Source organism: Chromobacterium subtsugae (assembly GCF_035919665.1).
Classification (GTDB): Bacteria; Pseudomonadota; Gammaproteobacteria; order Burkholderiales; family Chromobacteriaceae; genus Chromobacterium; species Chromobacterium subtsugae.
On record NZ_CP142381.1, the window covers coordinates 2,895,279 to 2,922,009 of the forward strand.

Sequence of the window (26,731 nt, forward strand, 5' to 3'; positions counted from 1 at the left end):
GGCATGAATCCCTCTCGCCCGTTCATCCTGCGGCCGGTGGCCACCACCCTGTTGATGGTGGCCATCCTGCTGACCGGCCTGGTTTCCTGGCGCATGCTGCCGGTTTCGGCGCTGCCTGAAGTCGACTACCCCACCATCCAGGTGGTCACCCTCTACCCCGGCGCCAGCCCGGACGTGATGACCTCGTCGGTCACCGCGCCGCTGGAGCGGCAGTTCGGCCAGATGCCGGGCCTGTCGCAGATGTCGTCGTCCAGCTCCGGCGGCGCTTCGGTCATCACGCTGCAGTTCAGCCTGGATCTGACGCTGGATGTGGCCGAGCAGGAAGTGCAGGCGGCCATCAACGCCGCCGGCAACCTGCTGCCGGCCGACCTGCCCAGCCCGCCGATCTACAACAAGGTCAATCCGGCCGACACGCCGATACTGACCATCGCCGTCAGCTCGCCCACCCTGCCGCTGACCAAGCTGGAGGACATGGTGGACACCCGGCTGGCGCAGAAGCTGTCGCAAGTGCCAGGCGTGGGCCTGGTCAGCATCAGCGGCGGCCAGCGGCCCGCCGTACGCATCCAGAGCAATCCCAAGGCGCTGGCCGCGCGCGGCCTGACCCAGGAAGACATCCGCACCGCCATCGCCAACGCCAACGTCAACCAGGCCAAGGGCAGCTTCGACGGCCCGCTGCAGGCGTCCACCGTCGACGGCAACGACCAGCTGCAATCGGCGGCGGAATACAAAAACGTCGTCATCGCCTACCAGAACGGCGCGCCGGTGCGCGTGCAAGACGTGGCCAAGGTGGTGGACTCGGCGGAAAACGTGCGCCTGGCCGCCTGGGCCGGCGCTACGCCGGCCGTCATTCTCAACGTGCAGCGCCAGCCCGGCGCCAACGTGATCCAGGTGACCGACCGCATCAAGGCGCTGCTGCCGCAACTGAAAACCACCCTGCCCGGCTCGGTCGACGTGGCGGTGCTGAGCGACCGCACCGTCACCATCCGCGCCTCGGTCGAGGATGTGGAGTTCGAACTGATGCTGGCGATCGCGCTGGTGGTGATGGTGATCTTCGTCTTCCTGCGCAATGTGCCGGCCACCATCATCCCGGCGGTGGCGGTGCCGCTGTCGCTGGTGGGCACTTTCGGCGTGATGTACCTGACCGGCTTCTCCATCAATAACCTGACGCTGATGGCGCTGACCATCGCCACCGGCTTCGTGGTGGACGACGCCATCGTGATGATCGAGAACATCGCCCGCTACATCGAAGAAGGCGAAAAGCCGATGGCGGCGGCGCTGAAGGGCTCCAAGCAGATCGGCTTCACCATCATCTCGCTGACCATCTCGCTGATCGCCGTGCTGATTCCGCTGCTGTTCATGGGCGACGTGGTGGGCCGGCTGTTCCGCGAGTTCGCCATCACGCTGGCGGTGTCCATCCTGATTTCGGCCTTCATTTCGCTGACGCTGACGCCGATGATGTGCGCGCGCCTGCTCAAGCACGTGCCTGAGGAAAAACAGGGCCGCTTCTACCACGCCAGCGGCAAGTTCTTCGACGACATCATCGCCCGCTACGGCAAGATGCTGTCCTGGGTGCTGGACCGCCAGAAAACCACGCTCTTGGTGGCCATCGGCACCGTCGCGCTGACCGCGGCGCTGTACGTCTACGTGCCCAAGGGCTTCTTCCCGCTGCAGGACACCGGTTCCATCCAGGGCATCAGCGAGGCTTCGCAATCCATCTCCTTCAGCGCGATGGCCGATCGCCAGGAAAAACTGGCCTCGGCGCTATTGAAAGACCCGGCGGTGGACAGCCTGTCGTCGTTCATCGGCGTGGACGGCACCAACACCACGCTGAACAGCGGCCGCCTGCTGATCAACCTCAAGCCCAAGGGCGAGCGCGACGACATCCGCACCGTGCTCGCGCGGCTGCAAGCCCGCGCCGATGAAATGCCGGGCATGTCGCTGTACCTGCAGGCAGTGCAGGACCTGACCATAGACGCGCGCGTCAGCCGCACCCAGTACCAGTTCACGCTGCAAGCCACCAGCCAGGACGACCTGTCCGCCTGGGTGCCCAAGCTGGTGCACCGGCTGCAACAGGAGCCATCGCTGGCCGACGTGGCGAGCGACCTGCAGGACAAGGGCCTGCAAGCCTACGTCAACATCAACCGCGACACCGCCTCGCGCCTGGGCGTCACCACCGCCGCGGTCGACAACGCGCTGTACGACGCCTTCGGCCAGCGGCTGATTTCCACCATCTTCACCCAGACCAACCAGTACCGCGTGGTGCTGGAAGTGGACCCGCAGCACCAGCGCGACCCGCTGTCGCTGAAAGGCATCTATGTGCCCACCGCCAGCGGCGGGCCGGTGCCGCTGGACGCGGTGGCGACGATAGAGGAACGCCCGGCTTCGCTGGCCATCAACCACCTGGGCCAGTTCCCCACCGCCACCATTTCCTTCAATCTGAAGCAGGGCGCGTCGCTGGGCGAGGCGGTGGACGCCATCCGCCAGGCCGAGGCCGACCTGGGACTGCCGGCCAGCATGGACACCAAGTTCCAAGGCGCGGCCATGGCCTTCCAGGCGTCGCTGTCCAACACGCTGTGGCTGATCCTGGCCGCCATCGTCACGATGTACATCGTGCTGGGCGTGCTGTACGAAAGCTATATCCACCCGATCACCATCCTCTCCACCCTGCCCTCGGCCGGCATCGGCGCGTTGTTGGCGCTGATGGTGTCCGGCACCGACCTGTCGGTGATCGCCATCATCGGCATCATTTTGCTGATCGGCATCGTGAAGAAGAACGCGATCATGATGATCGACTTCGCGCTCGAAGCCGAGCGCGAACAAGGCATGAGCCCGCGCGAAGCCATCTACCAGGCCTGCCTGCTGCGCTTCCGCCCCATCCTGATGACGACGATGGCGGCGCTCTTGGGCGCGCTGCCGCTGATGCTGGGCGGCGGCATGGGTTCGGAGCTGCGCGAGCCGCTGGGCATCACCATGGTAGGCGGCCTGATGGTCAGCCAGGTGCTGACGCTGTTCACCACCCCGGTGATCTACCTGGCCTTCGACCGCCTGGCGCGCCGCTTCGGCCGCCAGGACAAGCCGCAGCCTGCTGAAGAGGCGGAAGCATGATCCCGTCGGCCCCCTTCATCCGCCGCCCGGTGGCCACCACGCTGCTGACGCTGGCCATCCTGCTGGCCGGCATGCTGGCCTTCAAGCTGCTGCCGGTGTCGCCGCTGCCGCAGGTGGACTTCCCCACCATCTCGGTGTCGGCCAAGCTGCCCGGCGCCAGCCCGGAAACCATGGCCGCCACGGTGGCCACGCCGCTGGAGCGCGCGCTGGGCCGCATCGCCGGCATCACCGAGATGACGTCGACCAGCTCGCTCGGCTCCAGCAACATCACGCTGCAGTTCGACCTGGACCGCGACATCAACGGCGCCGCGCGCGACGTGCAGGCGGCCATCAACGCCGCCCATTCGCTGCTGCCCACCGGCATGCCGTCCAATCCCACCTACCGCAAGGTGAACCCGGCCGACGCGCCCATCATGATCCTGGCGCTGACGTCGGATTCGCTGACTCGCGGCCAGATGTACGACGCCGCCGACTCCATCCTGGGCCAGAAGCTGTCGCAGGTGGACGGCATAGGCAACGTGATCATCGGCGGCGGGGCGCAGCCGGCGGTGCGGGTGGAAATGAACCCGATGCAGCTGAACCACTACGGCATCGGCATGGAAACCGTGCGCGCCGCCATCACCAGCACCAATGCCAATCGCCCCAAAGGCTTTCTCGAAAACGAGGACAAGCACTGGCAGGTGCAGGCCAACGACCAGGCCGGCAAGGCCAGCGACTACCTGCCGCTGATCATCAGCTACAAAAACGGCAGCGCGGTGCGCATCTCCGACGTGGCCGAGGTCAAGGATTCGGTGGTGGATCTGCGCAACGCCGGCATGCTGGCCAAGCAGCCGGCGGTGATGCTGATCCTGTTCCGCCAGCCCGGCGCCAACATCATCGACACCGTGGACCGGGTGAAGACGCTGCTGCCCAAGCTGCAGGCCTCCATCCCCGCCGCGATCAAGATCAACGAAGTAATGGACCGCACACCCACCATCCGCGCCTCACTCAGCGAAGTGGAGCGCTCGCTGGTGATCTCCATCGGCCTGGTGATCCTGGTGGTGTTCCTGTTCCTGCGCAGCGGCCGCGCCACCGCCATCCCGGCCATCACCGTGCCGGTGTCGCTGGTCGGCACCTTCGCGGTGATGTACCTGGCCGGCTTCTCGCTGAACAACCTCAGCCTGATGGCGCTGACCATCGCCACCGGCTTCGTGGTGGATGACACCATCGTGGTGCTGGAAAACATCTCGCGCCACATCGAGGATGGCATGAAGCCGTTCCAGGCGGCGCTGCAAGGCGCGCGCGAGGTGGGCTTCACCGTGTTGTCGATGAGCATCTCGCTGATCGCGGTGTTCATCCCCATTCTGCTGATGGGCGGCATCATCGGCCGGCTGTTCCGCGAATTCGCCGTCACGCTGTCGGTGGCCATCCTGGTGTCGCTGGTGGTGTCGCTGACCACCACGCCGATGCTGTGCGCGCGCTGGCTGAAAAACCATGACGCCCGCCGCCCGCCCGGCCGCCTGTTCCAGTGGAGCGAGAAGGTGTTCGACGCCATGCTGGACGCCTACCGCCGCTCGCTGACCTGGGCGCTGCGCCACAGCCGGCTGATGATGGCCATCCTCGCCGCCACCATCGCGCTCAACGTGTTTCTGTACGTGGTGATCGCCAAGGGCTTCTTCCCGCAGCAGGACACCGGCCGCCTCACCGGCATGATCAAGGCCGACCAGAGCATCTCCTTCCAGGCGATGCAGCTGAAGCTGCAGCGCTTCATCAACGTGGTCGGCGCCGATCCGGCGGTGGACAAGGTGGTGGGCTTCACCGGCGGCGGCCAGCGCAACGGCGCCAATATGTTCGTCAGCCTGAAGCCATTGTCCGAACGCAAGGAAAACGCCGACCAGGTCATCGCGCGGCTGCGCAAGAAGCTGGCCAAGGAGCCAGGCGCCCAGCTGTTCCTGCAATCGGTACAGGATATCCGCATCGGCGGCCGCGCCAGCAACGCGCAGTACCAGTACACGCTGCAGGGCGACGACCTGAACGAGCTGCGCGAATGGACGCCCAAGGTGCAGCTGGCGATGAGCAAGATCCCCTTCCTCGCCGATCTGAACAGCGACCAGGAGGTCAAGGGCCTGCAAACCTCGCTGGTCTTCGACCGCGACGCGATGGCGCGGCTGGGGCTGACCCAGTCGCAGGTGGATTCGGTATTGAACGACGCCTTCGGCCAGCGCCAGGTGTCCACCATCTACAACGCGCTGAACCAGTACCACGTGGTGCTGGAAGTGGCGCCGGAGTACTGGCAAAGCCCGGAAGCGCTGCGCAACATCTACCTGCAGACGCCGGGCGGCCAGCCGACGCCGCTGTCGGCCTTCGCCAGCTGGAAACCGACCAACACCTCGCTGTCGGTCAACCACCAAAGCCAGTTCGCCGCCACCACCATCTCGTTCAACCTGCCGCCGGGCATCTCGCTGTCCGACGCCACCAAGGCGATAGACGCGGCGCTGGCCGACACCGGCCTGCCCAGCAGCATCCACGCCAGCTTCCAGGGCACGGCCAAGTCGTTCCAGGCCTCGCTGGACAGCCAGCCCATGCTGATCCTGGCCGCGCTGGTGGCGGTGTACATCGTGCTGGGCATGCTGTACGAGAGCGTGGTGCATCCGATCACCATCCTCTCCACCCTGCCCTCCGCCGGCGTCGGCGCGCTGCTGGCGCTGATGGCCACCGGCGGCGAATTCAACATCATCGCGCTGATCGGCATTCTGCTGTTGATCGGCATCGTCAAGAAAAACGCCATCATGATGATAGACTTCGCGCTCTCCGCCGAGCGCGAGCACAAGCTGCCGCCGGAAGAAGCCATTCTGCAAGCCTGCCTGCTGCGCTTCCGCCCCATCATGATGACCACGCTGGCGGCGCTGTTCGGCGCGCTGCCGCTGGCGCTGGGCCGCGGCGACGGCGCCGAGATGCGCACGCCGCTGGGCATCTCCATCGTCGGCGGCCTGCTGCTCAGCCAGCTCTTGACGCTGTACACCACCCCCATCGTTTACCTGTACCTGGACCGCTTCCGCCTGTGGTGCCTGAAATGGCGCGGCAGCCTCGGCAACGCGCTGGCCGGCGGCGGCAAGGAATGATAGCCATGACGAAAACAACAATATCGATTCAACGCGCGCTGTGCGCCGCGCTGTGCGCCGCCGCGCTGGCCGGCTGCGCCGTCGGCCCCGACTACGCCAAACCCAAGCTGGACATCCCGGCCAGCTTCAAGGAAGACGGCCGCTGGAAAACCGCCGAACCGCAGGACGCGATGCCGCGCGGCGACTGGTGGTCGGTATTCCATGACCAGACGCTCAACGGCCTGATGGACACGCTGAACCGGCAAAGCCCGACCATCGCCCAGGCCGAGGCCCAATACCGCGAAGCCCAGGCGCAACTGCGCCAGGCTCAGGCGGGCCTGTTCCCGTCCCTGTCGGCCAACGCCGCCAAAACCCGCGGCGTCTCCACGCCGGGCGGCGGCGCCGCCACCGCCTACAACCTGGGCCTGTCGGCCAGCTGGGAGGTGGACCTGTGGGGCGCGGTGCGGCGCGAAGTGGAAGCCGGCAAGGCCAAGCAGCAGGCCTCCGAGGCCCAGCTGGCGGCAATCCGCCTCAGCAGCCAGGCCCAGCTCGCCACCGCCTACCTGCAGCTGGCGGTGGCCGACGCCCAACTGGCCAATCTGCGCGCCAGCGAAAAACTGCTGGCCGACACCTTGCAGCTGACGCGCAACCAGTACGCCGCCGGCATCGTCGGCGACGACGCGGTGGCCTCGGCGGAAAGCCAATGGAAAACCTCGCAGGCCGCGACGGTGGACAAGCAGCTCACCCGCGCGCAGCTGGAGCACGCCATCGCCGCCCAACTGGGCCAGGCGCCGGCCAGCTTCGCGCTGCCGCCGGCCGCCCAGGCGCCCTACCTGCCGCAGATCCCGGCCGGCCTGCCGTCCACTCTGCTGGAGCGCCGGCCCGACATCGCCGCCGCCGAGCGCAATATGGCCGCCGCCAACGCCCAGATCGGCATCGCCAAAGCCGCCTTCTTCCCCACCCTGTCGCTGGGCGCCAGCGGCGGCTACCGCGGCTCCAGCTTCGCCGACTGGGTCAGCCTGCCCAACCGCATCTGGTCGGTCGGCCCCTCTCTGGCGCTGACCCTGTTCGACGCCGGCCTGCGCAGCGCGCAAACCGACCAGGCGGTGGCCAGCTACGACGCCAGCGTGGCCAGCTACCGCCAGACCGTGCTCGCCGCGCTGCAAGGCGTGGAGGACAATCTTTCCGCCCAGAGCTTGCTGGAGCAGGAAGCCGGCATGCAAAGCGCGGCGCTGGCCGCGGCCAAGCGGGCGGAAGCGATCAGCCTGAATCAGTACCAGGCCGGCACCGTGGCCTATCTGAACGTGCTGTCGGCGCAAAACACCCGCATCAACGCCGAAAACAATCTGTGGAGCGTGAAAAACCGGCAATACGCCAGCAGCGTGGCCTTGATCGCCGCGCTGGGCGGCAGTTGGTAAGCCCCGCAGCGCCCACACGAAAAAAACCGGGCCTGCGCCCGGTTTTTCATCCCCCTTAGCCTAAGCGCTACTGCGACAGGCCCTGCCTCACCGCCGCCCAGAAAGCGGCGTTCTCCATGCCCAGCGCGTAGGTGGAAACGCCGCCCAAGCCGTAGGCGTTCACCAAGCCGGCCTTCAGCGCCACGCTGCGGGCGTTTTCGGTCCAAACCGTGTGGCGGCTGCCGTCGGCCGCGGCATAGCTGAAGGTCAGCGAGTTGCTGCCCGCGTCGTAGCGCGGCTGCGCGCCGTAGCGGGCAATCAGCGCCTGCGTGTCCTTCCAGTACAGCATGCCGCCGTCGCCAGCCCGCTTCCAGTCGTAGCCGTAGACTGGAATGCCGCTCAGTATCTTGGCGGCCGGCACCAGCGACGTCGCGTAGTCCAGGTCATCCTCCATCCAGCCGGAACCTGCCACCGGGCCCGGATCCCAGGCCGGAATCGCCTCGTCGTAAGTCATGATCTGCAGATAGTCGGCCGCCGCGCCCAATGCCTGCAGGTCGTAGCCGTAATTGGCCTGGTCGTCGTAATCCTTGGCGGAAAACGCCGGCACGCTGACGATCAGCTTCAAACCCTTGGCATGCAACGCGCGGCCCAGCGTTTGAATGAAGTGGCTGAAATGGTTGCGGTCGCCCTGCGCCACCGCCTCGAAATCGATATTGATGCCGGCAAAGCCGTTGGCCTGGGCAAACTTCACCAAGTTGGCCACCGACTGGTTCAGCGCGGTGGTGGACACCGCGTGGGCGATGTCCGGACTCCAGTCGCCGTCGACATTGGAAACGCAGCCGTAAGCGGGGATTTTGCGGGACCGCAGAAAGGACAGCGCCTGGGTCGGCGGCGCCGCGCCGTTCCCGGAAATCGCGCCGTCGCTGGCGATATTGTAGAAGTCGACCGACACCGCGTTGAAATTCTCATAGTACCGGGTCAACGCCGCGTAATTGCCCGGATAGTCCGAGTAATACGCCAGCGCCACCGGAGCCGCCATGGCCGCCGCGGAAGAAAAAGCCAGGCCGGCCAGCAAGACTGCCATCTTTCGTTTCATGCACGCACCTTCTCATGATTGCGCCAGCGCGTCGCGCCAGGCTGATTTGATACAGTTGCCCGCATCCTATCGCCGCCGCTTTAAACTTTTTTGCGGCTTCCCGATTTAAACACTAAGTACTTATTAAAATCAAGAAAAGCCACCCCGTCTCCTTTGCGCGCATGCGACGGCATCCCTGCATCCCCGCAAAACATATTTATTAACGATCAGTTACAATGCATTAACATTTTGACGCAATGCGGAAAATTTGGGATCATAACGCATTTTGAATGTCAACATCATGAAATCTCCGTCGCAACAGGCCGCCACACAGGTACGCGCCGGCATCCGCACCGCAACCCGTGGCCTGGTCGGCAGAGACCAGCTGGCCGAACTGATCATGCTGGCCGCAGTGGCGCAGGAACACCTGCTGGTGGTCGGCCCGCCGGGCACCGCCAAGAGCGCCGTGGTCCGCCGGGTGGCGCAAGGCATGGGCGGCCGCTATTTCGAGTACCTGTTGGGCCGCTTCACCGAGCCTTCCGAATTATTCGGCCCGGTAGATCTGCGCAAGCTGCGCGAAGGCACGGTGGAAACCGACACCGCCGGCATGCTGCCGGAAGCCGACGTGGTCTTCCTGGACGAGATCTTCCTCGGCTCCACCGCCATCCTCAACACCCTGCTGGGCGTATTGAACGAGCGCCGTTTCCGCCGCGGCCATACCCAGATGCGCTGCCCGCTGCGAGTGTGCGTCGGCGCCGCCAACGCGCTGCCAGACGACCCGGCGCTGGCCGCCTTCGGCGACCGCTTCCTGCTGTACAACTTCGTCGAGCCGGTGGCCGACCATCAGCTGGAAGACCTGCTGGCCGGCGGCTGGCAGGCTGAGGACGCCGCGCCGGAAAGCGCGATGCGTCTGGCCGACCTGGATACGCTGTGCGCGGCGGTCAAGGACGTGCGGATGGATGCGGTCCGTCCCTTGCTGGCCGACGCCATCCGCCAGTTGCGCGGCGCCGGCATTTCGCTGTCCGACCGCCGCATCGTCAAATCGCAGCGTTTGATCGCCGCCGCCGCGGCGCTGGCCGGCCGCGACGAGGCCGGCGAAGCCGACCTGTGGCCGCTGCTGTACGTGCTGCCCACCCAGGAGGCCCAGCAAACCGCCCGCGAGACGCTGCGCGAGCGCCTGGCCGCCAGCGCCAATCCCACGCTGGCCAGCGCGGTGGAAACCGCCGCCGTGCAGCCGCTGTCGCGCGTCGCCCGCTTGCTGGAGTCGGCCGAGGCCTGCCTGGCCGACCCTGACGGCGGCGCCGCGGTCGAAGCCCTGCTGCGCGAGATAGACGCCAACTTCGACGCCGCCAGCCTGCCGGAAACGCTGGCCAACGCCAGACAGGAGCTGGCCGCGCGCCTGACGGTGGCAGCATGAGGCAGCCGGCCCTGCCCTGGCGCTGGCAGCCCGTGGCGAAAACATTGCCGCCCCAGGCCGCCGTCGCCTTCGACGCCGCCGCCCAACGCCTGCTGCTGCGCCTGGAGCGCATGTCGGACGAGCGGCGCGCGCCGCTGATGGCCACCGCTGGCCCCGGCCTGCTGGTGGTCATCGGCCCCGAACACGCGCTGCCCTGGGTGGATGGCGTGGAATACGCGCGCGCCGACGCCGACTTCAGCCGGCTATGGCTGCCGGCCCTGTGGCAGCCTGACGCGCCCAGCGAAGCGCTGGCGCAGGCGCTGCACCGCCGCAGCCCGCATTGGCCGCAATTGCTGTGGCGCGAGCCCGCCCGGCTGATTCCGCTGAATCGGCAGCTGCCGGTCAGCGCCGAGCTGCTGGCCGACATCCGCCGCCAATGGCGGCTCGCCCCCGCCTGACCCCGACAGACTGATCCGCATGCAACTACCCGACGCGCTCAAACCCTGGCACGACTGCCTGAGCGGCTTTTCCGCCGAGCTCGCTCCCGAAATGGGCGAACTGCTGCGCCGCCTCAGCCCGGCGCTGGGCCGCTTCCAGGCCGCCATCCGCGGCGGCGACGAAGCGCCGCAAGGCGTGGACGCGCTCCAGCGCCGCGGCCCATACGAACGCCTGCTGGCTTCGGAATGGCTGCTGGCCGACGAATTGCCGGACGAATTCCTGCGCCGCGCCGCCGGCAACGAACACCTGTTCCTCGCGCCCACCCCGCGCGAAAGCCGCGCCAGCAGCCGCATTCTGGCGCTGTTCCACTGCGGCAATCTGCAGCTTGGCGCCGCCCGGCTCGCCCACCTGGCGCTGTGCATCCTGCTGGAGCGCCGCGCCAGCGCCGCCGGCGGCGACTTCGCCTGGGGCAGCCTGCAAGCGCCCGGCGAGTGGCGCGAAGGCGCGCAAACCCACGCCTTGCGCCAATTGCTGGCGACCCGCAGCTACCGCAATTTCAACCAGGAATGCAGCCAGCAATGGCTGGCGGCGCTGGACCAGCTGGAAACCCGCCCCGGAGAGTGCTGGCTGATAGGCTATCCGCTGCCGGACAAGGGGCTGGCCGCCTCCGCCTTCACCCATCAAGTCGACATCCGCCCCACGCTAGACGGCGACGCGCTCGACATCGTGGTGCGCGATCGCGCCGGCCAGCGCAAGCTGACCCTGCCGCTGCCGCCACAAGCCGCCGGCCGGGCGCTGCTGGCCGGCAATTTCGACACCCAGGCCGAAGCCCGGCAACTGGCCGGCCGCTTCTCGCTGCGCCACGCCCCGCTGCTGTCGCCGGATGGCAGCCACGTCGCCGCCTTCCTGCTGGGAGAAAAAGAAACCCTGCTGCTGCATGTGCCGAAACCCGGCCGCTCGTCGCGGCAGAAGCCGCGCCGCGTGCAGTGGAGCAGCGCCGGCAGCGCGCTTGGCCTGGCCTTCACCCGCAAGACCGTAGGCGCGGTCGCGCAACTGGGCGACACGCTGGCCTTCAGCCAGCTCCCCGGGCTGGGCAAAGTGCAGCTGCCGCCGCAGGACATGCTGCAACTGGCGCCCGGCGCCGCCCGCCTGCTGGATGCGGCCTGGCTGCAACACGACAACTGCGCCAGGCTTTACGCCCGCGACCGCGTCGGCAACCTGGTGTTCTGGGTGGCGCCCGGCAAACGCGGCGTGCACAGCGGCCCGGCGCCAGGCACCACCCATCTGCAGCTGCGCGAAGTGCTGGCAATGTGCCAGCAAGATGCGCGCACGCTGCTGTACGTCCGCCATCAAGCCGGCCAGCTGCGGCTGGGACGCCTCTGGGCGGAACCGCCCTCCGGCTCCACTCGTCCCGCTGCGGCGTCGAGTCGCCAGGGCCCGCTGGGGCCGCTGGACAATGAATGGACAGTGCCCGGCGCCTGCGCCGCCGACAGCGAAGCGCTGCTGGGCTTCGCTCAGCCCAATCTGTTCGCCTGCGCCGTCCGCCAGCCATCCGCCTTGGGCGAATGCTGGCGGCTGCACGCCGGCCGGCCCCATGCCGCCGCGGCCAGCATCGACTACCAACTGCCGCCCGGTTGGAGCGCGCTGGGCCTGGCGCCTCGCGCAGATGCGTCCACCGCCTTCCAGCTGGTGCTGTTCCATAAGGCGCAAAACCAATTGGGCCTGCTCTGCGACGGGCGAATCCTCATCCTGTACCAGCCCATCCATCCCATCGCCAAAATCAGCTACGCGCCGGCCAGCGCCGCCATCGCGCTGCTGACCGAGCAAAGAGAATTGATCGTGTATTCCGTGACCGAACAATGCGTGGCCCTGCGCCTGCAAGGCCAGGCCGCGCCGGGAGAGCAGCATGACTGAGACCGCGATCGGCGCGCAGATCCGCCGGCCGCTGCTGCAGGGCCGCCACTGGATAGCCGGGCAATGGCTGCCGGCCGGCCGCTTCGACGAGGCCGCGCGGCAGCGCCGCATCCTGGCCGGCTGGCATGCCGGCGCCAGCGCCTACCGCTTCCCCGACGGCGACCTGCTGCGCTACGCCGCGCCAGTCGAGCAACTTTGCGAGCAGCTGGACGGCTGGCCGCTGCAGCTGCTGGGCCGCGCGCTGTGCTCCGCGCCGCTGACCGAAGCGGAATACCAGCAACTGCCGCCCGCCGACCTGTGGCTGGTGACCGGCGGACGGGCGCAAGCGCTGAACCTGGCCGACGCCGAAGCGCTGCGGCCGGGCGACTGGCTGGATGCCTCCGCCTATGCCGTCGTCGACATGTACGACTGCCGCCACACCCTGCCCCGGCAAGTGGAGCAGGCGCCCGTCACCGAGCAGAGCCTGCGCCAGTTGTTGGGCGGCGCGGTGCCGCCGGCCAGTCCGCAGCAACTGCAGTTTTTGCAGGCGCTGGATCATCCGCGGCAGGAAGCCTCCGCGCAGCCGGCGCCGCAAAGCCCGTGGCGCAAGCGACTGATCGTCGCCGCGGTCCTGGCCGCCTGCGTCGGCCTGGGCGTTCTCATCGCCGCGGGCAGCGACGCGCCCGCTCCGTCATACGATGCCGGCTCGAATGCCGGCTCATCTTCCGGCGGCCCTTCCCATTTCTTCCCCTTGCTCGCGCTGGCGGCGCTGGCCTACCGCTTCCGCGATCGCCGCGCCCCGCCGCGCCAAGCTGCGCCCGCCAAGCCCGCCAAGCCCGCAGGCAAACCGGGCAAGGGCGGCGCGGCCGCGCAAGCGCTGATCCCCGCCCGCCGCCTGGCGGCGCAAGCCATGCCGCAAGCCTGGCGCGACTGGCTGGCGCGCGCGGCGATGACCAGCCACCTATCGCGCGTGCTGGGCCGCCGCCAGGCCGCCTATATGCGCGCGATGCTGGCGATGTTCGAAACCGGCCGCATCAACGAGGCTTTGCGCCATGCCATTCCACTGGGCGGCGACGGCGCCAGCACCGGCCAGGCCTTCGGCACGCCCAACGCCCGCCGCGACCTGTCGCTGACGCCCCGCCACGGCAGCGCCGGCCCCTCCATCCAGCTTGGCGACGAGCTGAACCAGCACCTGCGCCAGCTCTACCGCCGCACTTTTGACAAGCTCGACCGTGAAGGAAAGATCGACCAGGCGGTGTTCGTGCTGGCCGAACTGCTGCAAGCCCACGCCGAAGCACTGGACTATCTGGAAAGACACGAGCGCTTCAGCCAGGCGGCGGAACTGGCGCTGGCCTGGGACATGCCGGCAGCGCTGATCGTGCGGCTGATGTGCAAGGCCGGAGACCTGCCGCGCGCCTTGGCCGTGGCCAGGCGCGACCACGCCTTTGCCCACGCCATCCCGCAACTGGAAAGCCGCTGGCCCGAAGCCGCGCGCCAGTTGCGCGAGGAATGGGCGCAATCGCTGGTGGAGCAAGGACGCTGGCTGGAAGCCGCGCAAGCGATCTGGCCGCTCGCGTCGCAACGCGAGCGCGCCGCGCAGTGGCTGGCGCAGGCGGAAGAGGCCGGGGGCAACTTGGCGGCGGAGGCCCTGGTGCAGCGCGCGCTGCTGCTGCCGGACACCCTGATCCGGCATGAAAGCCGGATACTGGCGATACGCGATGGCGAAAACCAGGCCGCCGAACGCGCGGCCATCGCCCATGCCCTGCTGGCCGCCGGCCAGCACACCCCGGCCAGCCGGCTGCTCGCCCGCGCCATGTTCAACCATTGGCTGGTCGACCAGGACAACCGTGAAGGCCGGCTCAGCCGCCGCCAACTGCAAACACTGCTCAACATCAGCCAGGATGGGCTGCTGCAGGCGGACCTGCCCGGAAAGCTGCCCGCTCCTCTCCCCAATCCGCTGCAAAATCAGAAAGAAGTCGGCTGGCTGCGGGCGCCGGCGCTGGCCGGCCTGGCCATCATGGACGCCGCCCTGCTGGCCAACGGCCGTCTGCTGGTCGCGCTGGGAGAAGCGGGCGCGGCCATCGTCGATCCGCGCGGCAAAATCGCGCACCGCTTCCCAGCCCCCGCGGACAGCATCGTGCTGGCGGACAGCGGCCAGGTAGCGCTGGCGGTGATCTGGCGCGGCGACGCGTTGCGCGTGCACCGGCTGGACCTGGCGCGGCGCGAGCAGCAGGACCTGGGCGCGGTGGCGCTGGATTGCTATGCGGACAGTTTCGACGGCGTGGGCTGGGCGGTAGGACAGGACAGGCAAATCCGCGTGCTGGATGTGGCCCGCGGCCTGCACAGCGTGCTATGGCAAGTGGGCGACCTGCCGGGCCGGGTGGCGCGCGTGATGCGCAGCCCGAACTGCGAGCACTATGAGCTGGCGGGCGACGACGGCAAGATGCAGCTGTGGCAATACAGCCTGCCGGGCCGGCGCCTGCAGTCGCGCGGCCACATCCCCGTGCACGAGAGCGCGAAAAATGCGACGGTGATCCCTTCGCCCTGGGGCAGCTACCGCTACTGCTGGCTGGCGGCGGACAAGAACGGCCATCCATGGCTGGGCAACCATCCGCCCGGCCAGAAGGAAAGCTTCCTCGCGCTGCCGCCTGACATGGCGGGCGGCTCGCTCAACGTCACGCTCGGCCGCGGTTGGTTGGCTGTGGCGATGAGCCGGGAAGCCGCGGTGTGCACGCTGCTGGCCCGCGCCGGCGCCGACGCTCCCGACATCGCCTTCAGCTGGCCGGCGGGTTCCAAAGTGCAACTGAAGATGCAGAACGACAGCTGGCTGATGTTCGACCGGCAGGGCCGCATTGTCACCATGGACATGGAGCGCTGCAGCATATCCATGCTGACTGTCTCCTGAACCAGCCCGAACCGCGTCCGCGGACGCGGTTCCCGGCCGGCGCCTGGCCTAATCCCTGGTCGGAATCGCCAGCCCGCGCGCCACCGCCGGCCGCTCAACGAAGGCCTGCAGCGTCCATCGCACATTGGGAAAGTCGGCGAAACCGACCAGTTCGCCCGCATCGTAGAAACCCACCAGATTGCGCACCCAGGGCCAGATGGCGATGTCGGCGATGCTGTATTCGTCGCCCATGATCCAGGCGCGCCCGTCCAGCCTGCCTTCCAGCACCTGCAGCAAACGACGCGACTCGGCGGCGTAGCGGTCGCGCGGGCGCTTGTCCTCGTATTCCCTGCCCGCGAACTTGTGGAAGAAGCCCAGCTGGCCGAACATCGGCCCCACTCCGCCCATCTGGAACATCAGCCACTGGATGGCTTCATAGCGCGCCGCCGGGTCGCTGGGCAGCAGCTTGCCGGTCTTGTCGGCCAGATAAATCAGGATGGCGCCGGACTCGAACAGCGCCAGCGGCTTGCCGCCCGGGCCATCGGGATCGAGTATCGCCGGGATCTTGTTGTTCGGGTTCAGCGACAGGAATGCCGGCGACAGCTGCTCATTGCGCTCGAAGCTGACCAGATGCGCCTCGTAAGGCAGCCCGATCTCCTCCAGCATGATGGAAACCTTGACGCCGTTTGGCGTCGGCAGCGAATACAGCTGCAGGCGGTCGGGATGCTTGGCCGGCCATGTGCCGGTGATCGGGAAGGCGGACAGGTCGCTCATATCGGTCATCATCGTCAGGGTGGAAAAGCATCCACTATAAAGGCGAAGAAACCAAATGTCCTGCCCCGCCGCAAATGGCGTCAGGCCAACTCAGGCAGCGGCCGGTCATTGCGGTGCAGCACTTCGGATAGATCGCAGTCCTTGCATTCGACGAACAGGCATTCCTCCTGCTTGCGCAGGCGGGTCTGCTTGCCGCATTGCCGGCAATCCAGCCGGATCGCGGTGTTTTCGCCGCAATCCAAGCATTTCAGGTAGTAACCGAATTTGCCGTAACGGAATTCCAGCCGCTGCGATTGGCAGCCCTTGCACAAAGTGGCGTACACCTTGCGCAGCGCCGCTCCGCCGCCCAGGCTGCGCAACAATCCGGCCGGTTTCAGCAAGGGGCAGATGTAAGCCAGATGCTGCAGCGCCGGCGCTTCCGGCTTTGCCGGCGCCACCGCTGCCGCTGGCATGGGGGCGGCTGACTCCACCGGCGCCGGCTCGGCGCGTGGCTTATGCATCTTGGCCAGGTACTGGCCCAGGATGCGGCGGTGCGAAGCGGGAAACGCTACCTCGCCTTGCGATTTGGCGCGGATGCGCTCGCCCACCTGGTCCGTCTTGCACACCTCCGGCACGTCGATGCCCTTGGGCGGGATGAACTGGCCCTTGCTGGAAATGGACACGATCACATCCATCGCCAGGCGGTCTATCACCTCGGGCTGCGCGGTGCGGCTGCGCAGGTATTTGCGCAAGAATTCCGACTGCATCCTGGCCTGGATGATGGGCGACGCCATGCCCGAGGAGCGGTCGTCGAACCAGCGCAGCCATTGCCCGTCGGCCTTCATCTGCAATCTACCCGACACGCTCTTGCTTTCGACTATGGTCAATCCCGCCGGATGAATCAGCACATGATCCATTTGCGCGGCGTCGCCGTCCAATTCCAGCCTCACATCATTGAGGACGTATACCTCTTGATCGTCGGCAAAATAGCGCCGCAAATAAAAAGCCATTTCCTTTTCCGCGGCGTCGCCGGCCGCCTGTTTCCAATCCTTGGCTTCGGTAAACGCTTTTTCTTTCAAAATCATATTATTTTGCCGCCATCCAACAGTTCATTGGCATTATTGTACTATTTAAATCATGAATTTTGAATTCAAGCCCCAACAGCAAACCGGACTGCTCCGCCGTCCGCCAGCTCGGAGATGGGAAAATTGACGCGGCAGCGATGGTGCGCGGCTGAATACCGGGTATATCATGTCGTCGTTCCGCAATGCGGCGAAAAGCTCGGGCCAGCCGAACGGCACCCCGCTTGCGCCAGCGCCTTACCGATATAGGAAGAACCACGTGATCAACGTTCCCATCCAGTCCAACATCCATGTCAGCAACCAGGGCGCCTTCACGCTGTTCGGCGGCGTCAACGTGCTGGAGTCGCGCGATCTGGCGTTGCGCAGCGCCGAAGAATACGTCCGCGTCACCAGCAAGCTGGGCATCCCCTACGTGTTCAAAGGCAGCTTCGACAAGGCCAATCGCTCGTCCATCCACTCCTATCGCGGCCCCGGGCTGGAAGAAGGCATGAAAATCCTGCAGGCGGTCAAAGACGCCTTCGGCGTGCCCGTCATCACCGACGTGCACGAGCCCTGGCAGGCGGCGGCGGCGGCCGAAGTGGCCGATGTGCTGCAACTGCCGGCCTTCCTGGCCCGCCAAACCGACCTGGTGGTGGCGCTGGCCAAAACCGGCCGCGTGATCAACATCAAGAAGCCGCAATTCATGAGCCCGCCGCAAATCCAGAACGTGGTGGAGAAATTCGTCGAGGCCGGCAACGAGCAATTGATCCTGTGCGACCGCGGCACCTGCCTGGGCTATGACAATCTGGTGGTGGACATGCTGGGCTTCGGCGTGATGAAGAAAGTGACCGGCAACCGCCCGGTGATCTTCGACGTTACCCACGCCCTGCAGCAACGCGAAGCCGGCGCCGCCGCATCCGGCGGCCGCCGCGCCCAGGTGGCCGAACTGGCGCGCGCCGGCATGGCGGTGGGGCTGGCCGGCCTGTTCCTGGAAGCGCATCCGGACCCGGCGCAAGCCAAGTGCGACGGCCCGAGCGCGCTGCCGCTGCATTTGCTGGAACCTTTCCTCGCCGACCTCAAGGCGCTGGACGACTTGATCAAGTCGTTCTCGCCCCTGCAGGTCGACTAAGGCTTCGCAGACATGCAAAAACGGCGCGGTTCCCGGTGGAACGGCGCCGTTTTCTTATCCGGACCGCCCAAAGCGGCCGGCGTCAGCTTTTGGGAAACCACCAGCCATGCCGAAAGGCGTCGCCGATGCGTGACTGCGCCAAGTCGCCAGTCTGCATCTGGCGCGCGATCAGCGCGTAGCGCAAGGCGAGCACCACGCCGGTGGCTGCCGCCATCATCAGATTGTAAGCCAGCAGATAAGGCAGCCCCTTCAACAAGGCCAGCGCCGCCAGCAGCGGGCAGCATGCGGTGCAGTACCAGATCAGCCGCGAGGTTTTGCCGGCGGTGACGCGAACGGCTTCGTGATTGTCCGGCCGGGTCCAGCCGCTTCCCCCGCTTTCCCTCGCCCCAGGCATGAGCGAGCGGTGCATCGCCGCCAGCGTCTTGAATGGCGCTAGCAAGGGGTTGATGATGAATCCGAAAAAACGCATGTCGATATCCTGCAAGGTTTAAGGTTGCGCCGGGCCGGCCACAGGGAAAATCACTCGGAAGCGCCCTGTTCCGATATAAACAGCTGATTGCCGCCGACGCCGAACAGCCTGGCGATCTCCTCATCCTCCAGACCGCCATCGCGCGCGCCGGCCCTGGGCGTCGCTGGGGGAATGTAAACCGCGCGGCCATCTGGATCGTGCGCGGCGCTGTTGAGCGATTTGAAAAACTGCTGCAAATCCGTCTGGCTCAACTCATCTTCCACCACCATGCCGCTTCGCCTCCCCCTGCGGATGGGCTTGCGCGCTTGCGCGCGCAAGCTGGCATACGCGCGCAGAACCTGCGACTTGCGCAATGTCCGCAATTGATCATAAGCGCTTTCTTCCCTCGCGAATCGCAGCCGGGCCTGCTCGCTCTCCCAGGCATCCAGCCGCCTGCGCCTGTCATCCTGGTGCGACTGCCAGGCGCAGTAAGCGGCGGCAGCGGCAGCTGCGGCAAAGGGAAGATCCAGCGGGCCGCACAAGGCAGCGGCCAATAGCGAAAAACCCGCAGCGCCGCCCGTCAGCAATACCGTCTGCAAGGATTGAGGCGCGGCGCGACGGTCCGCATGCGCCGCCGGGCTTCGCTCCGGCATCGAATGACAACCCAGCCGACGTTGCAATTCCGCCAGCCTGCCAGATGCCCTGCCGTCATTCGCCGCTGCACCGCCATCGCTGTCCATGCACGCCCTCGACCGAATAATAGTTTAAAATAATTACCATTATAATAAACTTTTTCTATCCTTGCCAATAACGAACGCGTCCGGTGTCAATATGCACGAAACCTTTGCCGGGATAGTAACCCACCCCACCCGCACGCAGGGCGGCCGACATCTGCCACAGCTGGGCAGTGCTGAGCCCGCGCACGCGCATGTCCACCGCCTTGCCATAGGTGTGCATGGAATTCTTCGCCGCGCCTTCTATCCCGCGATTGCGCGCCGGATTGCGATAGCCGGAGGTCACCACCAGCGGCTCGTAGACGCCATTGGCCAGATACCAGCTCTGGATCGCGTAAAGCATATTGAGCAAGCCCAAATCCATCTGCCTCACCTCTCCCGCCACCACATCCCGCAGCAGATTGCAGGCCTCGACATAACCATCGCGCAGCCAGCCCTGCTGCGGATGCCATAACAGGATGCGATGGCGCTCGCCCGTTGCCTGGCGGTGGATGACCACCTCGCGCGGGCGCTCCCAGATGGCCGCGAACGGATTGCCCGCCTGCTCTCTGACAGCCAGCGCCTCGGCATCGGAGCGGTCCGGCAATGCGGACAGGCCGGATAGCGCAAGAAAAGCGCCGCCGGCCTGCCGGAGAAAACCGCGCCGGGACAAGTCCGGCAATGCAATCAACCTCGCCATGGCTACATCGCCAGCGAGGATGTGGGCTTCTTCGGCGCGCGAGCATCCTTCATCACATCCGCCGGAGATTCGCCATTCAGCAACCGCTTGACCAACCCCTGCTCGGCCTCCCCCAGCGCCCCCATCCTGCGCTCGACTCGCTCGGCCAAACCCTTGGCCCCGTGAGCCTCCTCCAGCGCCACATTGATCATCAAATCCTTGCGGTACTTGGCATTGCCGCGCATCTGGAAGAAATCCAGCAAATTGCGGTCCACGTTGACGCCCTCCGGCTTGGCCTGGGAAGCCTGCTGCAAGCTGGCCGCCATTTTCTGCATTTCCCTGGGCGCCACCGGCGTGACGTCGGCGGGACGGATCGCCATATCCACCACTTCGCGGGTCAGGCCGGTATGGCCGGCGACCGCCGCGCGGCGCACCGCTGCCGCGTCCAGGGCGGTGATCGGCGCGCTGCTCATCGGAAACAACGTGGACAGCGGCATCGCGCCCAGCGCGTCCTGCTGCTTGAGCGCTTCCGCGCGCAAAAAGAATTTGGCGACATTGCTTTCCGTCATGGAGGCCGGCGGCCCGCCATCCAGAAAGGCCTGCCGTTTCCACTCGTCAAAGCGCTCGCGCATCGACTCCGGCACCTCGCCCCTGAAATAGCTGGTTCGCAATTCCTCCGGCAGAACGGCCGCAAGTTGACGCTCATACACAGGTATGTTCACCGTAGACATCCATCACACCCTTTTGCGTTAGACCCGATCATTACCGAATGACACCTTGCTCTTTCAGGGCCGGCATTTCGCCGGAGGCGACTCGCTCCATTCCGGACTGCAGTTCCAACAGCTTCGCCAAGCTGGCCACGCCGGAGACGGACAAGCTGGGCATTGCGCTCTGCTGCAGCATCGTCGCTTCCGCTTCGCCTTTTGCCGCAACGAAATTCACCACCGGATCCCGATCCGGCGAATGGTTCTTGGAAAAACCGACCACGACAAACACCTGATCATCAGGCAGCTTGCCATGCTGGCGCGAGATGCCTTCCTGCATCAGGCAAATCTCGTCGCCGGAAACAATGCGCCTCATGTAGGCGACATAACGGCGAACCTCGGCGAGGCTCATCACGCCAGCCGGCAGGAATTGCGGCATGCAGCGTTTCGCCAGGCTCGATGCGATCGTCGCGGTATCCGCGATCACATACACAGAAGCGGCGGCGAAGGCCTTTTTCAGCTTCGCCCAATATCCAGCCACCAGAAATACGCGACCGTCATCGTACATTTTCTTATTCCTTCACCCGACTGTCGTGAGCGACCGAAGACTCATGGCGCCAAGGCCTAGAGAAAAGTGCTGTTTCTTTTAGTTTCATTACTATTAGAGTGTACCACATGGCCACAAAAAATCATTTACTCCGAGTGTAAGGAGTTATTAAGCCCACTAGGGCCTGATTTGTCGGGCTTCATGCCGGGACACGGCAGGGCGGTTCACAAGAAAGGGACGGAGAATGAGCGGCGCACCCAACCGCGCCGGCGCCGCCAAGGCAAACCCGCATGACAGGCTCTCTTCAAACCCGCGGCGCGCGCCGCATTGCAAGCGACTCAAGCCTAGCAATCCAATAACCAGCGCGCCATCACGCCACCGCGCTGTCGTCATGCAGCGCCGCCTGCAGCTTGCCGACCGTCTCATCCACCCAGGCAAGAAAGTCTCGGATGCTGATCACCAATTCCTGGAACTCCTCCGCCAGCGCAGGATCATTGAGGTCCTTGGCCGTCCAGTACGCCATGGTTTCGAGACTGTTCGACAAGTGCCCCCGGATGCGCACCCCCTGCACCAGATCATCCGCCTGCTCCTGGCTCAATACGCCGACGCGGGTCGCCTCGTCGATCAGACTGGCCAGCAGCAAGGTCTTCTGCGCAATATCCTTGAGCACCGCTTGAATTTTTCTCATATGAACTCTTTTCCGCCCTTCCCGCCTCGTTAAGCGCCCGTTTCGCATCCACTCGACCGCGCGCATTTCGCCAACACGGGGCGAGAATATCACATAGAAAATTTTTGTTATAGTTTAATACATACTATAGCACTACAAAAAAATGAGCCACTTAGGCAGGTAGATGGAATAAAATCCGAGAGAAATCACAAAAATACATAAAAATCAGATAGATATAAAACATCCACTACTCAAATGCTCAAGCGCCAGTGGCCGCCAGCGCCACACCCAGCCCATGCCAGCAACCACCATCGAAGAAACCCCTTGATGCCTACAAAGAAAAACATATACTATAATTACTATTATGATGAACATTTTATCATGATATTGTGCGACATGCCGGTTCTGCGCCTCCTCATCGCGCCGAAACCACCGCATAACGCCCCACTTTCAGGAGACCCAGATTGGCTCACGACACAACCAGCCCTGGCGCTGCGGCAGCGGGAAGCGCCGGCGCGGCAGCCGCTCCAGGCGAGCATTCAACCGAAGTGCTGCTGAATCTTGAAGACCGCAACCACTTCCTCCGCATCGCTCACGAAGCCCAGAAGGAAGCCACAAACGAGCCTCTCGGCCCGAACCAGCCTCGCAAAACCGGCCCAGGCAATCACACCGCGCCGTCTAAAAATCCGATGTAGCGCCGGCGACATCGACCGGGGACACCACCATGTGCACGCAAAACGCACTTGAAAATTACCGCCTGCAATGCCTGGCTATCAGAATGCTGGAGCAAGCCGCGCTCGACATGGCCGTCAAGCCGCGCAACCCCAACGAAGCCGGCATCACCAAGCAGGAGCGCTACATGAGGAATCAGGCAGCCAGCCACAAGCAAGAAGCGGAAAAATGGCTGAGCGACCTGACGGAAAAAGCGAATGGATTCAACTTCCTGCTGTGCTCCGCCGTCATCGGCGACCACCTGAAGCTGAACAACCTGCCCACCGATGAAATCGCCTCGCAGATACGCAAGGCGGTGCTGCAGGCGCCCAGCGAGATGGCGCTGGTCTTGAGCAATCTACGCAGGAACATGATGAACGAAGTCGCCCCCGCCCAGTGAGGCGCGCCCGAGGCATCCCAATAAAAGATTTTGGCAAAATGAATGCGAAAGAACTGAAACTATCGGATTACGACCCGTCGCCAACCCAGATGCGAGGCGCCGACTGGAAAACCCACCCTTGCCGGGTTCCGCACCGGGGCAAACCCGCCAAAGGCTCGGCGATTCTGCCCCACGGCTCATTTGTGCTGATCGAACAGCTCAGCGGCTTTCTGCCGCTGAAGCAGCTGGTAGTCAGGGCATTCCTGCACCAGGAAGATTGGGAACTCAGCGCCAGGGCTCTGGTCAGTGAACACCATGAGCACCAGCACGAAGCGTGGCACAGCCGCGTCATCCAGCAAAAAGACGTCATCCAGGATTTCGGCTGCTACTCAAGCTACATCTCCCGCCCGGAAAACACCCAATGGCATGAAACCATTCTGCGGCACCAATCCGAATGGCATGGCTCGCTGGACATGATACGCCTGATCGAATCCCTGAAAAAAACCAATCCCGCCATGAGCAGAGACGCCGTCAGGGCTGCCGAAACCCTGCTGAACGGATGGTATCGCCAAGCCAGCGAAGCGCTGCGGGACGCAACCGGCCGACACGCGCAATATGCTTAGCCCGCAACCGAACGCCGTGCAATTCAGCCGCGTCAGGCAATTTTTACGAGCCCGGGCAGGCAATTTCCAGATCGAGCTGTTTTCATCGCCATCGTCTAGAAACACCATCGCCATCAGCATCGAAGCCTTCAGCGCCGACGGCGTCTTCCAGGACGCGCTGGAGCGGGAGATGCAATTCAGCATGCTGGACGCCGCGTTCATGATCGCGCACGGCACCAGCGAAGACTTGATGATGATACTCGGCTGCTGCCAGCAGCTTGCCCGGAGCGCCCTGTGCGCCGCGGGCGACTGCCCCGGCGGCTGGCCCGACCGGCAGGAAGAGCTGAAATCGGTGCTGTCGCTGCCATGGAGCCTGGCGGTTTAGATCGCTCCGCCCATGAAAAAACCCTCCGCCAAAGGCGGAGGGTTTTTCGTTGCGGGCGTCGCCGCCGGCTCGGCTGGATCAGTCGCGGTTGCCGCCAAAAGCCAGCAGCAGCTGCAGCAGGCTGGTGAACAGGTTGTAGATGCTGATGTAGATGGACAAGGCAGCGGAGATGTAGCTGTTCTCGCCGCCGTCCACCACCACCTTCACCTGCCACAGGATCATCAGCGAGCTGAACAGCGCGAAGGCGGCGGAGATCATCAGCTGGAACGCCGGCATGCGCAGGAACAGGTTGGCCACCACAGCCACCATCAGCACGATGGCGCCGACGGTCAGGAAATTGCCCAGGCCGGACAGGTCGCGCTTGGTGGTGGAGGCGATGCCCGCCATCACGAAGAACACCAGCGACGTGGCTGCGCCGGCCGTCATGATCAGCTGCCCGCCGTTGGAGAATTTAAGCGCGAACTGCAGCAGAGGCCCCAACAGCACGCCCATCATGAAAGTGAAACCCAGCATCAGGAACACGCCGGCCGAGCTGTAGCGGTTTTTCTCGATGGCGAACACCAGGCCGTAAAACACCGCCATGATCAGCAGCATGCCGATGATGGGGCTGCCGGCCAGGAAGGCGAAGCTCATATGGGTGCCCACGATGGCGCCCATGACGGTCGGGATCATCGACAGGCCAAGCAGGCCGTAGGTATTGCGCAAGACCTTATGGCGGGCGTCCGCCATAGGGGTCGATTGATAGGCCGTTTGAAAATCCGGGTGCATGTGAAGCTCTCCTGAGTGAGTTGTTCTGTGAAACGCTTGGAATTGTAAGCAAGAGACCCTGTCGGAGGGAATAAGTTTCCGTCGTCGGCCAAACACTTGTCTTAATCTGGCTGTTGGGTTAACATTCCGTCCTCTTCGAGATTGAATGTGGGTGGCAGATCACTCGTTTTCAAGTCTCGAAATGCGAGAGTGGCGGAATTGGTAGACGCACTGGATTTAGGTTCCAGCGCCGCAAGGCGTGAGAGTTCGAGTCTCTCCTTTCGCACCATCCCTGGTTTTTCTTCACCCCTGCGTTTCGCCTTAAAGCCCGTAAATCAAGGCCTCCTTCAATAAGCGCTCCAAACCAAGCCTTCACAAGCCCCCTGTAATGCGCTATGGCTTGTCGCAAATTCGCCCCCAAGCTGTCCCAATCTAGCTCGGCCTTCGAACAGTTTGCCCTGCCGGCCACGGCGAAGCGACAGGCGCCGCCGCCCTGCCAGCCAAACCCGCCCCGATTCGACAATCACACCACGCGAAAGCAATCCTAAAGTACAGTTTTTGCTTATTGCCGTAGTTCTACGATTGCCGCCAAGCCGCAGCCGCGCCTAGATTGTTTGAACATAAACCAAATCGCCGGCCCGCGCGCCGAAGGCAAGAATTCCCCGATGAAACAAGACGCTCCGTTGCTGCTGGATGTCGCGCAAGCCAAAAAAATCCTCGCCGAATCGCCTTTCGGCCCCTGGTGGAATTTCCAGGTCGAGGCCGTCTCGCCCGGCAAGGCGATTTTGCGCCTGCCATTGAAACCCGAGCACTATCGTCCCGGCGGCGTGGCGCAAGGTGGCAGCATGATGACGCTGGCCGATGTGGCCTTCTGGCTGGCGCTGATGACGGTGGCCGGGGTAGACACGCCCGCCGTGACGCTGGAGATGAAAACCAATTTCCTCAGAGCAGCCCGCACCGACCTAAGCTGCGAGGCGGAAGTCATGACCGCGGGACGCCGCATCCTGTACGGCACCGCCACCATAACGGATAGCGAAGGGAAGATCGTTTCCCATCACACGCTGACCTATATCAACGCCTGAAAATCACGGGCACCGCCCCGCTCCCGCCGCCGCGCGGGAAGGCTGGGCATTTGTCATTCCGGATCCATGCAAGGGGAAACCAACGCGTCGTTACGCCAAATATTCAAGAGGCAAGCAAATGGAACACCATGCATACCACCATCCGCCCGGCACGATCGAGCAGGCGGACATGCCCGACGAATTTCGGGAAATCCTGATTCATCAGATGCTGGCCAATGGCGAGGGCGAGCTCAGCGCCGGCGATACCTATGTCGACTCCTTCTATCCTTTGGCGCCTAACGCCGACGAAAGATACATTTGCGTCAAATTCGCCGCCGAAGAAGTGGATCATTTCCGCCGCTTTGCCCGACTGCTGGCCGAAATGGGCATAGACACCTCCCACATGCTCCGACAAGACAAGAAAGAGCGCCGCTTTTTCGCCGCCGAAAGCATGACTACCGACTTCAACACCTGGGAAGAACGCGCGGCTTTCAGCTTTCTTTGCGAGCTGGAGGGCCATTACCAGATCAAGGAGATGGTGGACAGTCCATACCGGCCGCTGGCCATCGAGGCCCGGGAGATTCTCAAGGAGGAGGCCATGCACTTCGCCCACGGCGCCTTGCTGATGCGCCGGGCCCGCGAACAGGCCGACTCCCGCCACCGCGCCCAGCAGGCGCTGGACAAGATGTACCCGATGGCGCTGGACATGTTCGGCAAATCCGACTCGCGGCGCAGCCGGCTGGCGGTGAAATGGGGCCTGAGAACGTGCACCAACAATGAGCTGCGGGAGGTCTACCAACGCGATATCGATCAACACATCGTCCGGCTGGGATATCGCGTCCCCGACGCCAGCGCCGGCAGAAAATATTTCTAGATC

Annotated in this window: 23 protein-coding genes and 1 tRNA gene; 14 read left to right on the forward strand and 10 right to left on the reverse strand. The window is 64.7% G+C overall.

Annotation, left to right across the window (positions count from 1 at the left end; genetic code table 11):
• The first annotated feature begins 3 nt into the window (after positions 1 to 3).
• Genes U6115_RS13905 through U6115_RS13915 form a run of 3 tightly spaced genes read left to right on the forward strand, consistent with a single transcriptional unit; the run spans position 4 to position 7,603 of the window.
• On the forward strand, positions 4 to 3,105 hold the full coding sequence (locus U6115_RS13905) for an MdtB/MuxB family multidrug efflux RND transporter permease subunit (protein ID WP_043580688.1): 3,102 nt from the start codon (positions 4 to 6) through the stop codon (positions 3,103 to 3,105).
• Positions 3,102 to 6,206: a multidrug efflux RND transporter permease subunit gene (locus U6115_RS13910; protein ID WP_043580686.1), complete on the forward strand. Its 3,105-nt coding sequence runs from the start codon at positions 3,102 to 3,104 to the stop codon at positions 6,204 to 6,206. The genes U6115_RS13905 and U6115_RS13910 overlap by 4 nt, the downstream gene beginning before the upstream one ends.
• Positions 6,207 to 6,211: 5 nt before the next feature.
• Positions 6,212 to 7,603: an efflux transporter outer membrane subunit gene (locus U6115_RS13915; RefSeq protein WP_052258422.1), complete on the forward strand. Its 1,392-nt coding sequence runs from the start codon at positions 6,212 to 6,214 to the stop codon at positions 7,601 to 7,603.
• Between the two features lie 67 nt (positions 7,604 to 7,670).
• On the opposite strand, the gene U6115_RS13920 is transcribed toward U6115_RS13915, so the two are convergent.
• On the reverse strand, positions 7,671 to 8,666 hold the full coding sequence (locus U6115_RS13920) for a glycosyl hydrolase family 18 protein (RefSeq protein WP_230623451.1): 996 nt from the start codon (positions 8,664 to 8,666) through the stop codon (positions 7,671 to 7,673).
• A gap of 292 nt (positions 8,667 to 8,958) precedes the next feature.
• Between U6115_RS13920 and U6115_RS13925 the strand changes: the two genes are divergently transcribed.
• Genes U6115_RS13925 through U6115_RS13940 form a run of 4 tightly spaced genes read left to right on the forward strand, consistent with a single transcriptional unit; the run spans position 8,959 to position 15,289 of the window.
• Positions 8,959 to 10,074, forward strand: coding sequence for an AAA family ATPase (locus U6115_RS13925; protein ID WP_043580726.1), 1,116 nt, complete (start codon positions 8,959 to 8,961; stop codon positions 10,072 to 10,074).
• Positions 10,071 to 10,511 (forward strand): bpX5 domain-containing protein, encoded by a 441-nt coding sequence (locus tag U6115_RS13930; protein ID WP_065202559.1) that lies wholly within the window; start codon positions 10,071 to 10,073, stop codon positions 10,509 to 10,511. The genes U6115_RS13925 and U6115_RS13930 overlap by 4 nt, the downstream gene beginning before the upstream one ends.
• Before the next feature lie 19 nt (positions 10,512 to 10,530).
• A complete protein-coding gene (locus U6115_RS13935) occupies positions 10,531 to 12,405 on the forward strand; it encodes a hypothetical protein (RefSeq protein ID WP_043580682.1) in 1,875 nt (624 codons plus the stop codon).
• The gene (locus U6115_RS13940) at positions 12,398 to 15,289 is read left to right on the forward strand and encodes a bpX6 domain-containing protein (protein ID WP_043580680.1); all 2,892 of its coding nucleotides are present in this window, start codon (positions 12,398 to 12,400) and stop codon (positions 15,287 to 15,289) included. Before U6115_RS13935 ends, U6115_RS13940 begins: the two co-directional genes overlap by 8 nt.
• A gap of 48 nt (positions 15,290 to 15,337) precedes the next feature.
• On the opposite strand, the gene U6115_RS13945 is transcribed toward U6115_RS13940, so the two are convergent.
• Entirely contained in the window at positions 15,338 to 16,042 is a 705-nt protein-coding gene (locus U6115_RS13945; RefSeq protein ID WP_043580679.1) for a glutathione S-transferase N-terminal domain-containing protein, read from the reverse strand.
• An 80-nt stretch (positions 16,043 to 16,122) separates the two neighbouring features.
• Positions 16,123 to 17,106, reverse strand: a complete 984-nt coding sequence (locus U6115_RS13950; RefSeq protein WP_043580677.1) for a nuclease-related domain-containing protein — start codon at positions 17,104 to 17,106, stop codon at positions 16,123 to 16,125.
• A gap of 259 nt (positions 17,107 to 17,365) precedes the next feature.
• Here U6115_RS13950 and kdsA point away from each other — a divergent pair, with 259 nt between their 5' ends.
• Positions 17,366 to 18,211 (forward strand): 3-deoxy-8-phosphooctulonate synthase, encoded by an 846-nt coding sequence (gene kdsA / locus U6115_RS13955; protein WP_208856048.1) that lies wholly within the window; start codon positions 17,366 to 17,368, stop codon positions 18,209 to 18,211.
• A gap of 82 nt (positions 18,212 to 18,293) precedes the next feature.
• Here kdsA and U6115_RS13960 read toward each other — a convergent pair whose 3' ends face one another.
• The 6 genes from U6115_RS13960 to U6115_RS13985 form a co-directional block, all read right to left on the reverse strand.
• Positions 18,294 to 18,680, reverse strand: a complete 387-nt coding sequence (locus U6115_RS13960; protein WP_043580674.1) for a hypothetical protein — start codon at positions 18,678 to 18,680, stop codon at positions 18,294 to 18,296.
• A 50-nt stretch (positions 18,681 to 18,730) separates the two neighbouring features.
• Positions 18,731 to 19,399: a hypothetical protein gene (locus U6115_RS13965; protein WP_146008287.1), complete on the reverse strand. Its 669-nt coding sequence runs from the start codon at positions 19,397 to 19,399 to the stop codon at positions 18,731 to 18,733.
• A gap of 55 nt (positions 19,400 to 19,454) precedes the next feature.
• Positions 19,455 to 20,072: a YcbK family protein gene (locus U6115_RS13970; protein ID WP_043580670.1), complete on the reverse strand. Its 618-nt coding sequence runs from the start codon at positions 20,070 to 20,072 to the stop codon at positions 19,455 to 19,457.
• Between the two features lie 2 nt (positions 20,073 to 20,074).
• On the reverse strand, positions 20,075 to 20,722 hold the full coding sequence (locus tag U6115_RS13975; RefSeq protein WP_146008286.1) for a hypothetical protein: 648 nt from the start codon (positions 20,720 to 20,722) through the stop codon (positions 20,075 to 20,077).
• 91 nt (positions 20,723 to 20,813) lie between these two features.
• On the reverse strand, positions 20,814 to 21,323 hold the full coding sequence (locus U6115_RS13980; protein WP_043580666.1) for a hypothetical protein: 510 nt from the start codon (positions 21,321 to 21,323) through the stop codon (positions 20,814 to 20,816).
• Positions 21,324 to 21,672: 349 nt separating this feature from the next.
• A complete protein-coding gene (locus U6115_RS13985; protein ID WP_043580664.1) occupies positions 21,673 to 21,990 on the reverse strand; it encodes a hypothetical protein in 318 nt (105 codons plus the stop codon).
• A gap of 703 nt (positions 21,991 to 22,693) precedes the next feature.
• Here U6115_RS13985 and U6115_RS13990 point away from each other — a divergent pair.
• Genes U6115_RS13990 through U6115_RS14000 form a run of 3 tightly spaced genes read left to right on the forward strand, consistent with a single transcriptional unit; the run spans position 22,694 to position 24,046 of the window.
• Positions 22,694 to 23,080 carry a hypothetical protein gene (locus U6115_RS13990; protein WP_146008285.1) on the forward strand — a complete coding sequence of 129 codons (387 nt, stop codon included), beginning with the start codon at positions 22,694 to 22,696 and terminating at the stop codon, positions 23,078 to 23,080.
• A gap of 38 nt (positions 23,081 to 23,118) precedes the next feature.
• Positions 23,119 to 23,682 carry a hypothetical protein gene (locus U6115_RS13995; protein ID WP_043580661.1) on the forward strand — a complete coding sequence of 188 codons (564 nt, stop codon included), beginning with the start codon at positions 23,119 to 23,121 and terminating at the stop codon, positions 23,680 to 23,682.
• Positions 23,675 to 24,046 carry a hypothetical protein gene (locus U6115_RS14000; RefSeq protein WP_059184246.1) on the forward strand — a complete coding sequence of 124 codons (372 nt, stop codon included), beginning with the start codon at positions 23,675 to 23,677 and terminating at the stop codon, positions 24,044 to 24,046. Before U6115_RS13995 ends, U6115_RS14000 begins: the two co-directional genes overlap by 8 nt.
• 78 nt (positions 24,047 to 24,124) lie before the next feature.
• On the opposite strand, the gene U6115_RS14005 is transcribed toward U6115_RS14000, so the two are convergent.
• Entirely contained in the window at positions 24,125 to 24,814 is a 690-nt protein-coding gene (locus U6115_RS14005; protein WP_043580657.1) for a Bax inhibitor-1/YccA family protein, read from the reverse strand.
• Positions 24,815 to 24,997: 183 nt separating this feature from the next.
• Here U6115_RS14005 and U6115_RS14010 point away from each other — a divergent pair.
• The 3 genes from U6115_RS14010 to U6115_RS14020 all read left to right on the forward strand — a co-directional run bounded on the left by U6115_RS14010 (position 24,998) and on the right by U6115_RS14020 (position 26,728).
• Positions 24,998 to 25,082 (forward strand) — tRNA-Leu (locus tag U6115_RS14010).
• Positions 25,083 to 25,458: 376 nt separating this feature from the next.
• Positions 25,459 to 25,875 (forward strand): PaaI family thioesterase, encoded by a 417-nt coding sequence (locus tag U6115_RS14015; RefSeq protein WP_047238200.1) that lies wholly within the window; start codon positions 25,459 to 25,461, stop codon positions 25,873 to 25,875.
• Positions 25,876 to 25,993: 118 nt separating this feature from the next.
• Positions 25,994 to 26,728 (forward strand): Phenylacetic acid catabolic protein, encoded by a 735-nt coding sequence (locus U6115_RS14020; protein ID WP_052258420.1) that lies wholly within the window; start codon positions 25,994 to 25,996, stop codon positions 26,726 to 26,728.
• The last annotated feature ends 3 nt before the right edge of the window (positions 26,729 to 26,731 follow it).

What these genes read in the sequence shown, in the direction of transcription:
- U6115_RS13995 (WP_043580661.1), top strand. Translation starts at nt 23,119, where the DNA reads ATGAATGCGAAAGAACTGAAACTATCGGATTACGACCCGTCGCCAACC.
- U6115_RS14020 (WP_052258420.1), top strand. Translation starts at nt 25,994, where the DNA reads ATGGAACACCATGCATACCACCATCCGCCCGGCACGATCGAGCAGGCG.
- U6115_RS13905 (WP_043580688.1), top strand. Translation starts at nt 4, where the DNA reads ATGAATCCCTCTCGCCCGTTCATCCTGCGGCCGGTGGCCACCACCCTG.
- U6115_RS13990 (WP_146008285.1), top strand. Translation starts at nt 22,694, where the DNA reads ATGTGCACGCAAAACGCACTTGAAAATTACCGCCTGCAATGCCTGGCT.
- U6115_RS14005 (WP_043580657.1), bottom strand. Translation starts at nt 24,814, where the DNA reads ATGCACCCGGATTTTCAAACGGCCTATCAATCGACCCCTATGGCGGAC.
- U6115_RS13935 (WP_043580682.1), top strand. Translation starts at nt 10,531, where the DNA reads ATGCAACTACCCGACGCGCTCAAACCCTGGCACGACTGCCTGAGCGGC.
- U6115_RS13915 (WP_052258422.1), top strand. Translation starts at nt 6,212, where the DNA reads ATGACGAAAACAACAATATCGATTCAACGCGCGCTGTGCGCCGCGCTG.
- U6115_RS13925 (WP_043580726.1), top strand. Translation starts at nt 8,959, where the DNA reads ATGAAATCTCCGTCGCAACAGGCCGCCACACAGGTACGCGCCGGCATC.
- U6115_RS13920 (WP_230623451.1), bottom strand. Translation starts at nt 8,666, where the DNA reads ATGGCAGTCTTGCTGGCCGGCCTGGCTTTTTCTTCCGCGGCGGCCATG.
- U6115_RS13985 (WP_043580664.1), bottom strand. Translation starts at nt 21,990, where the DNA reads ATGAGAAAAATTCAAGCGGTGCTCAAGGATATTGCGCAGAAGACCTTG.
- U6115_RS13965 (WP_146008287.1), bottom strand. Translation starts at nt 19,399, where the DNA reads ATGGACAGCGATGGCGGTGCAGCGGCGAATGACGGCAGGGCATCTGGC.
- U6115_RS13980 (WP_043580666.1), bottom strand. Translation starts at nt 21,323, where the DNA reads ATGTACGATGACGGTCGCGTATTTCTGGTGGCTGGATATTGGGCGAAG.
- U6115_RS13940 (WP_043580680.1), top strand. Translation starts at nt 12,398, where the DNA reads ATGACTGAGACCGCGATCGGCGCGCAGATCCGCCGGCCGCTGCTGCAG.
- U6115_RS13945 (WP_043580679.1), bottom strand. Translation starts at nt 16,042, where the DNA reads ATGAGCGACCTGTCCGCCTTCCCGATCACCGGCACATGGCCGGCCAAG.
- U6115_RS13970 (WP_043580670.1), bottom strand. Translation starts at nt 20,072, where the DNA reads ATGGCGAGGTTGATTGCATTGCCGGACTTGTCCCGGCGCGGTTTTCTC.
- U6115_RS13950 (WP_043580677.1), bottom strand. Translation starts at nt 17,106, where the DNA reads ATGATTTTGAAAGAAAAAGCGTTTACCGAAGCCAAGGATTGGAAACAG.
- U6115_RS13930 (WP_065202559.1), top strand. Translation starts at nt 10,071, where the DNA reads ATGAGGCAGCCGGCCCTGCCCTGGCGCTGGCAGCCCGTGGCGAAAACA.
- U6115_RS13910 (WP_043580686.1), top strand. Translation starts at nt 3,102, where the DNA reads ATGATCCCGTCGGCCCCCTTCATCCGCCGCCCGGTGGCCACCACGCTG.
- U6115_RS13960 (WP_043580674.1), bottom strand. Translation starts at nt 18,680, where the DNA reads ATGCGTTTTTTCGGATTCATCATCAACCCCTTGCTAGCGCCATTCAAG.
- U6115_RS14000 (WP_059184246.1), top strand. Translation starts at nt 23,675, where the DNA reads ATGCTTAGCCCGCAACCGAACGCCGTGCAATTCAGCCGCGTCAGGCAA.
- U6115_RS14015 (WP_047238200.1), top strand. Translation starts at nt 25,459, where the DNA reads ATGAAACAAGACGCTCCGTTGCTGCTGGATGTCGCGCAAGCCAAAAAA.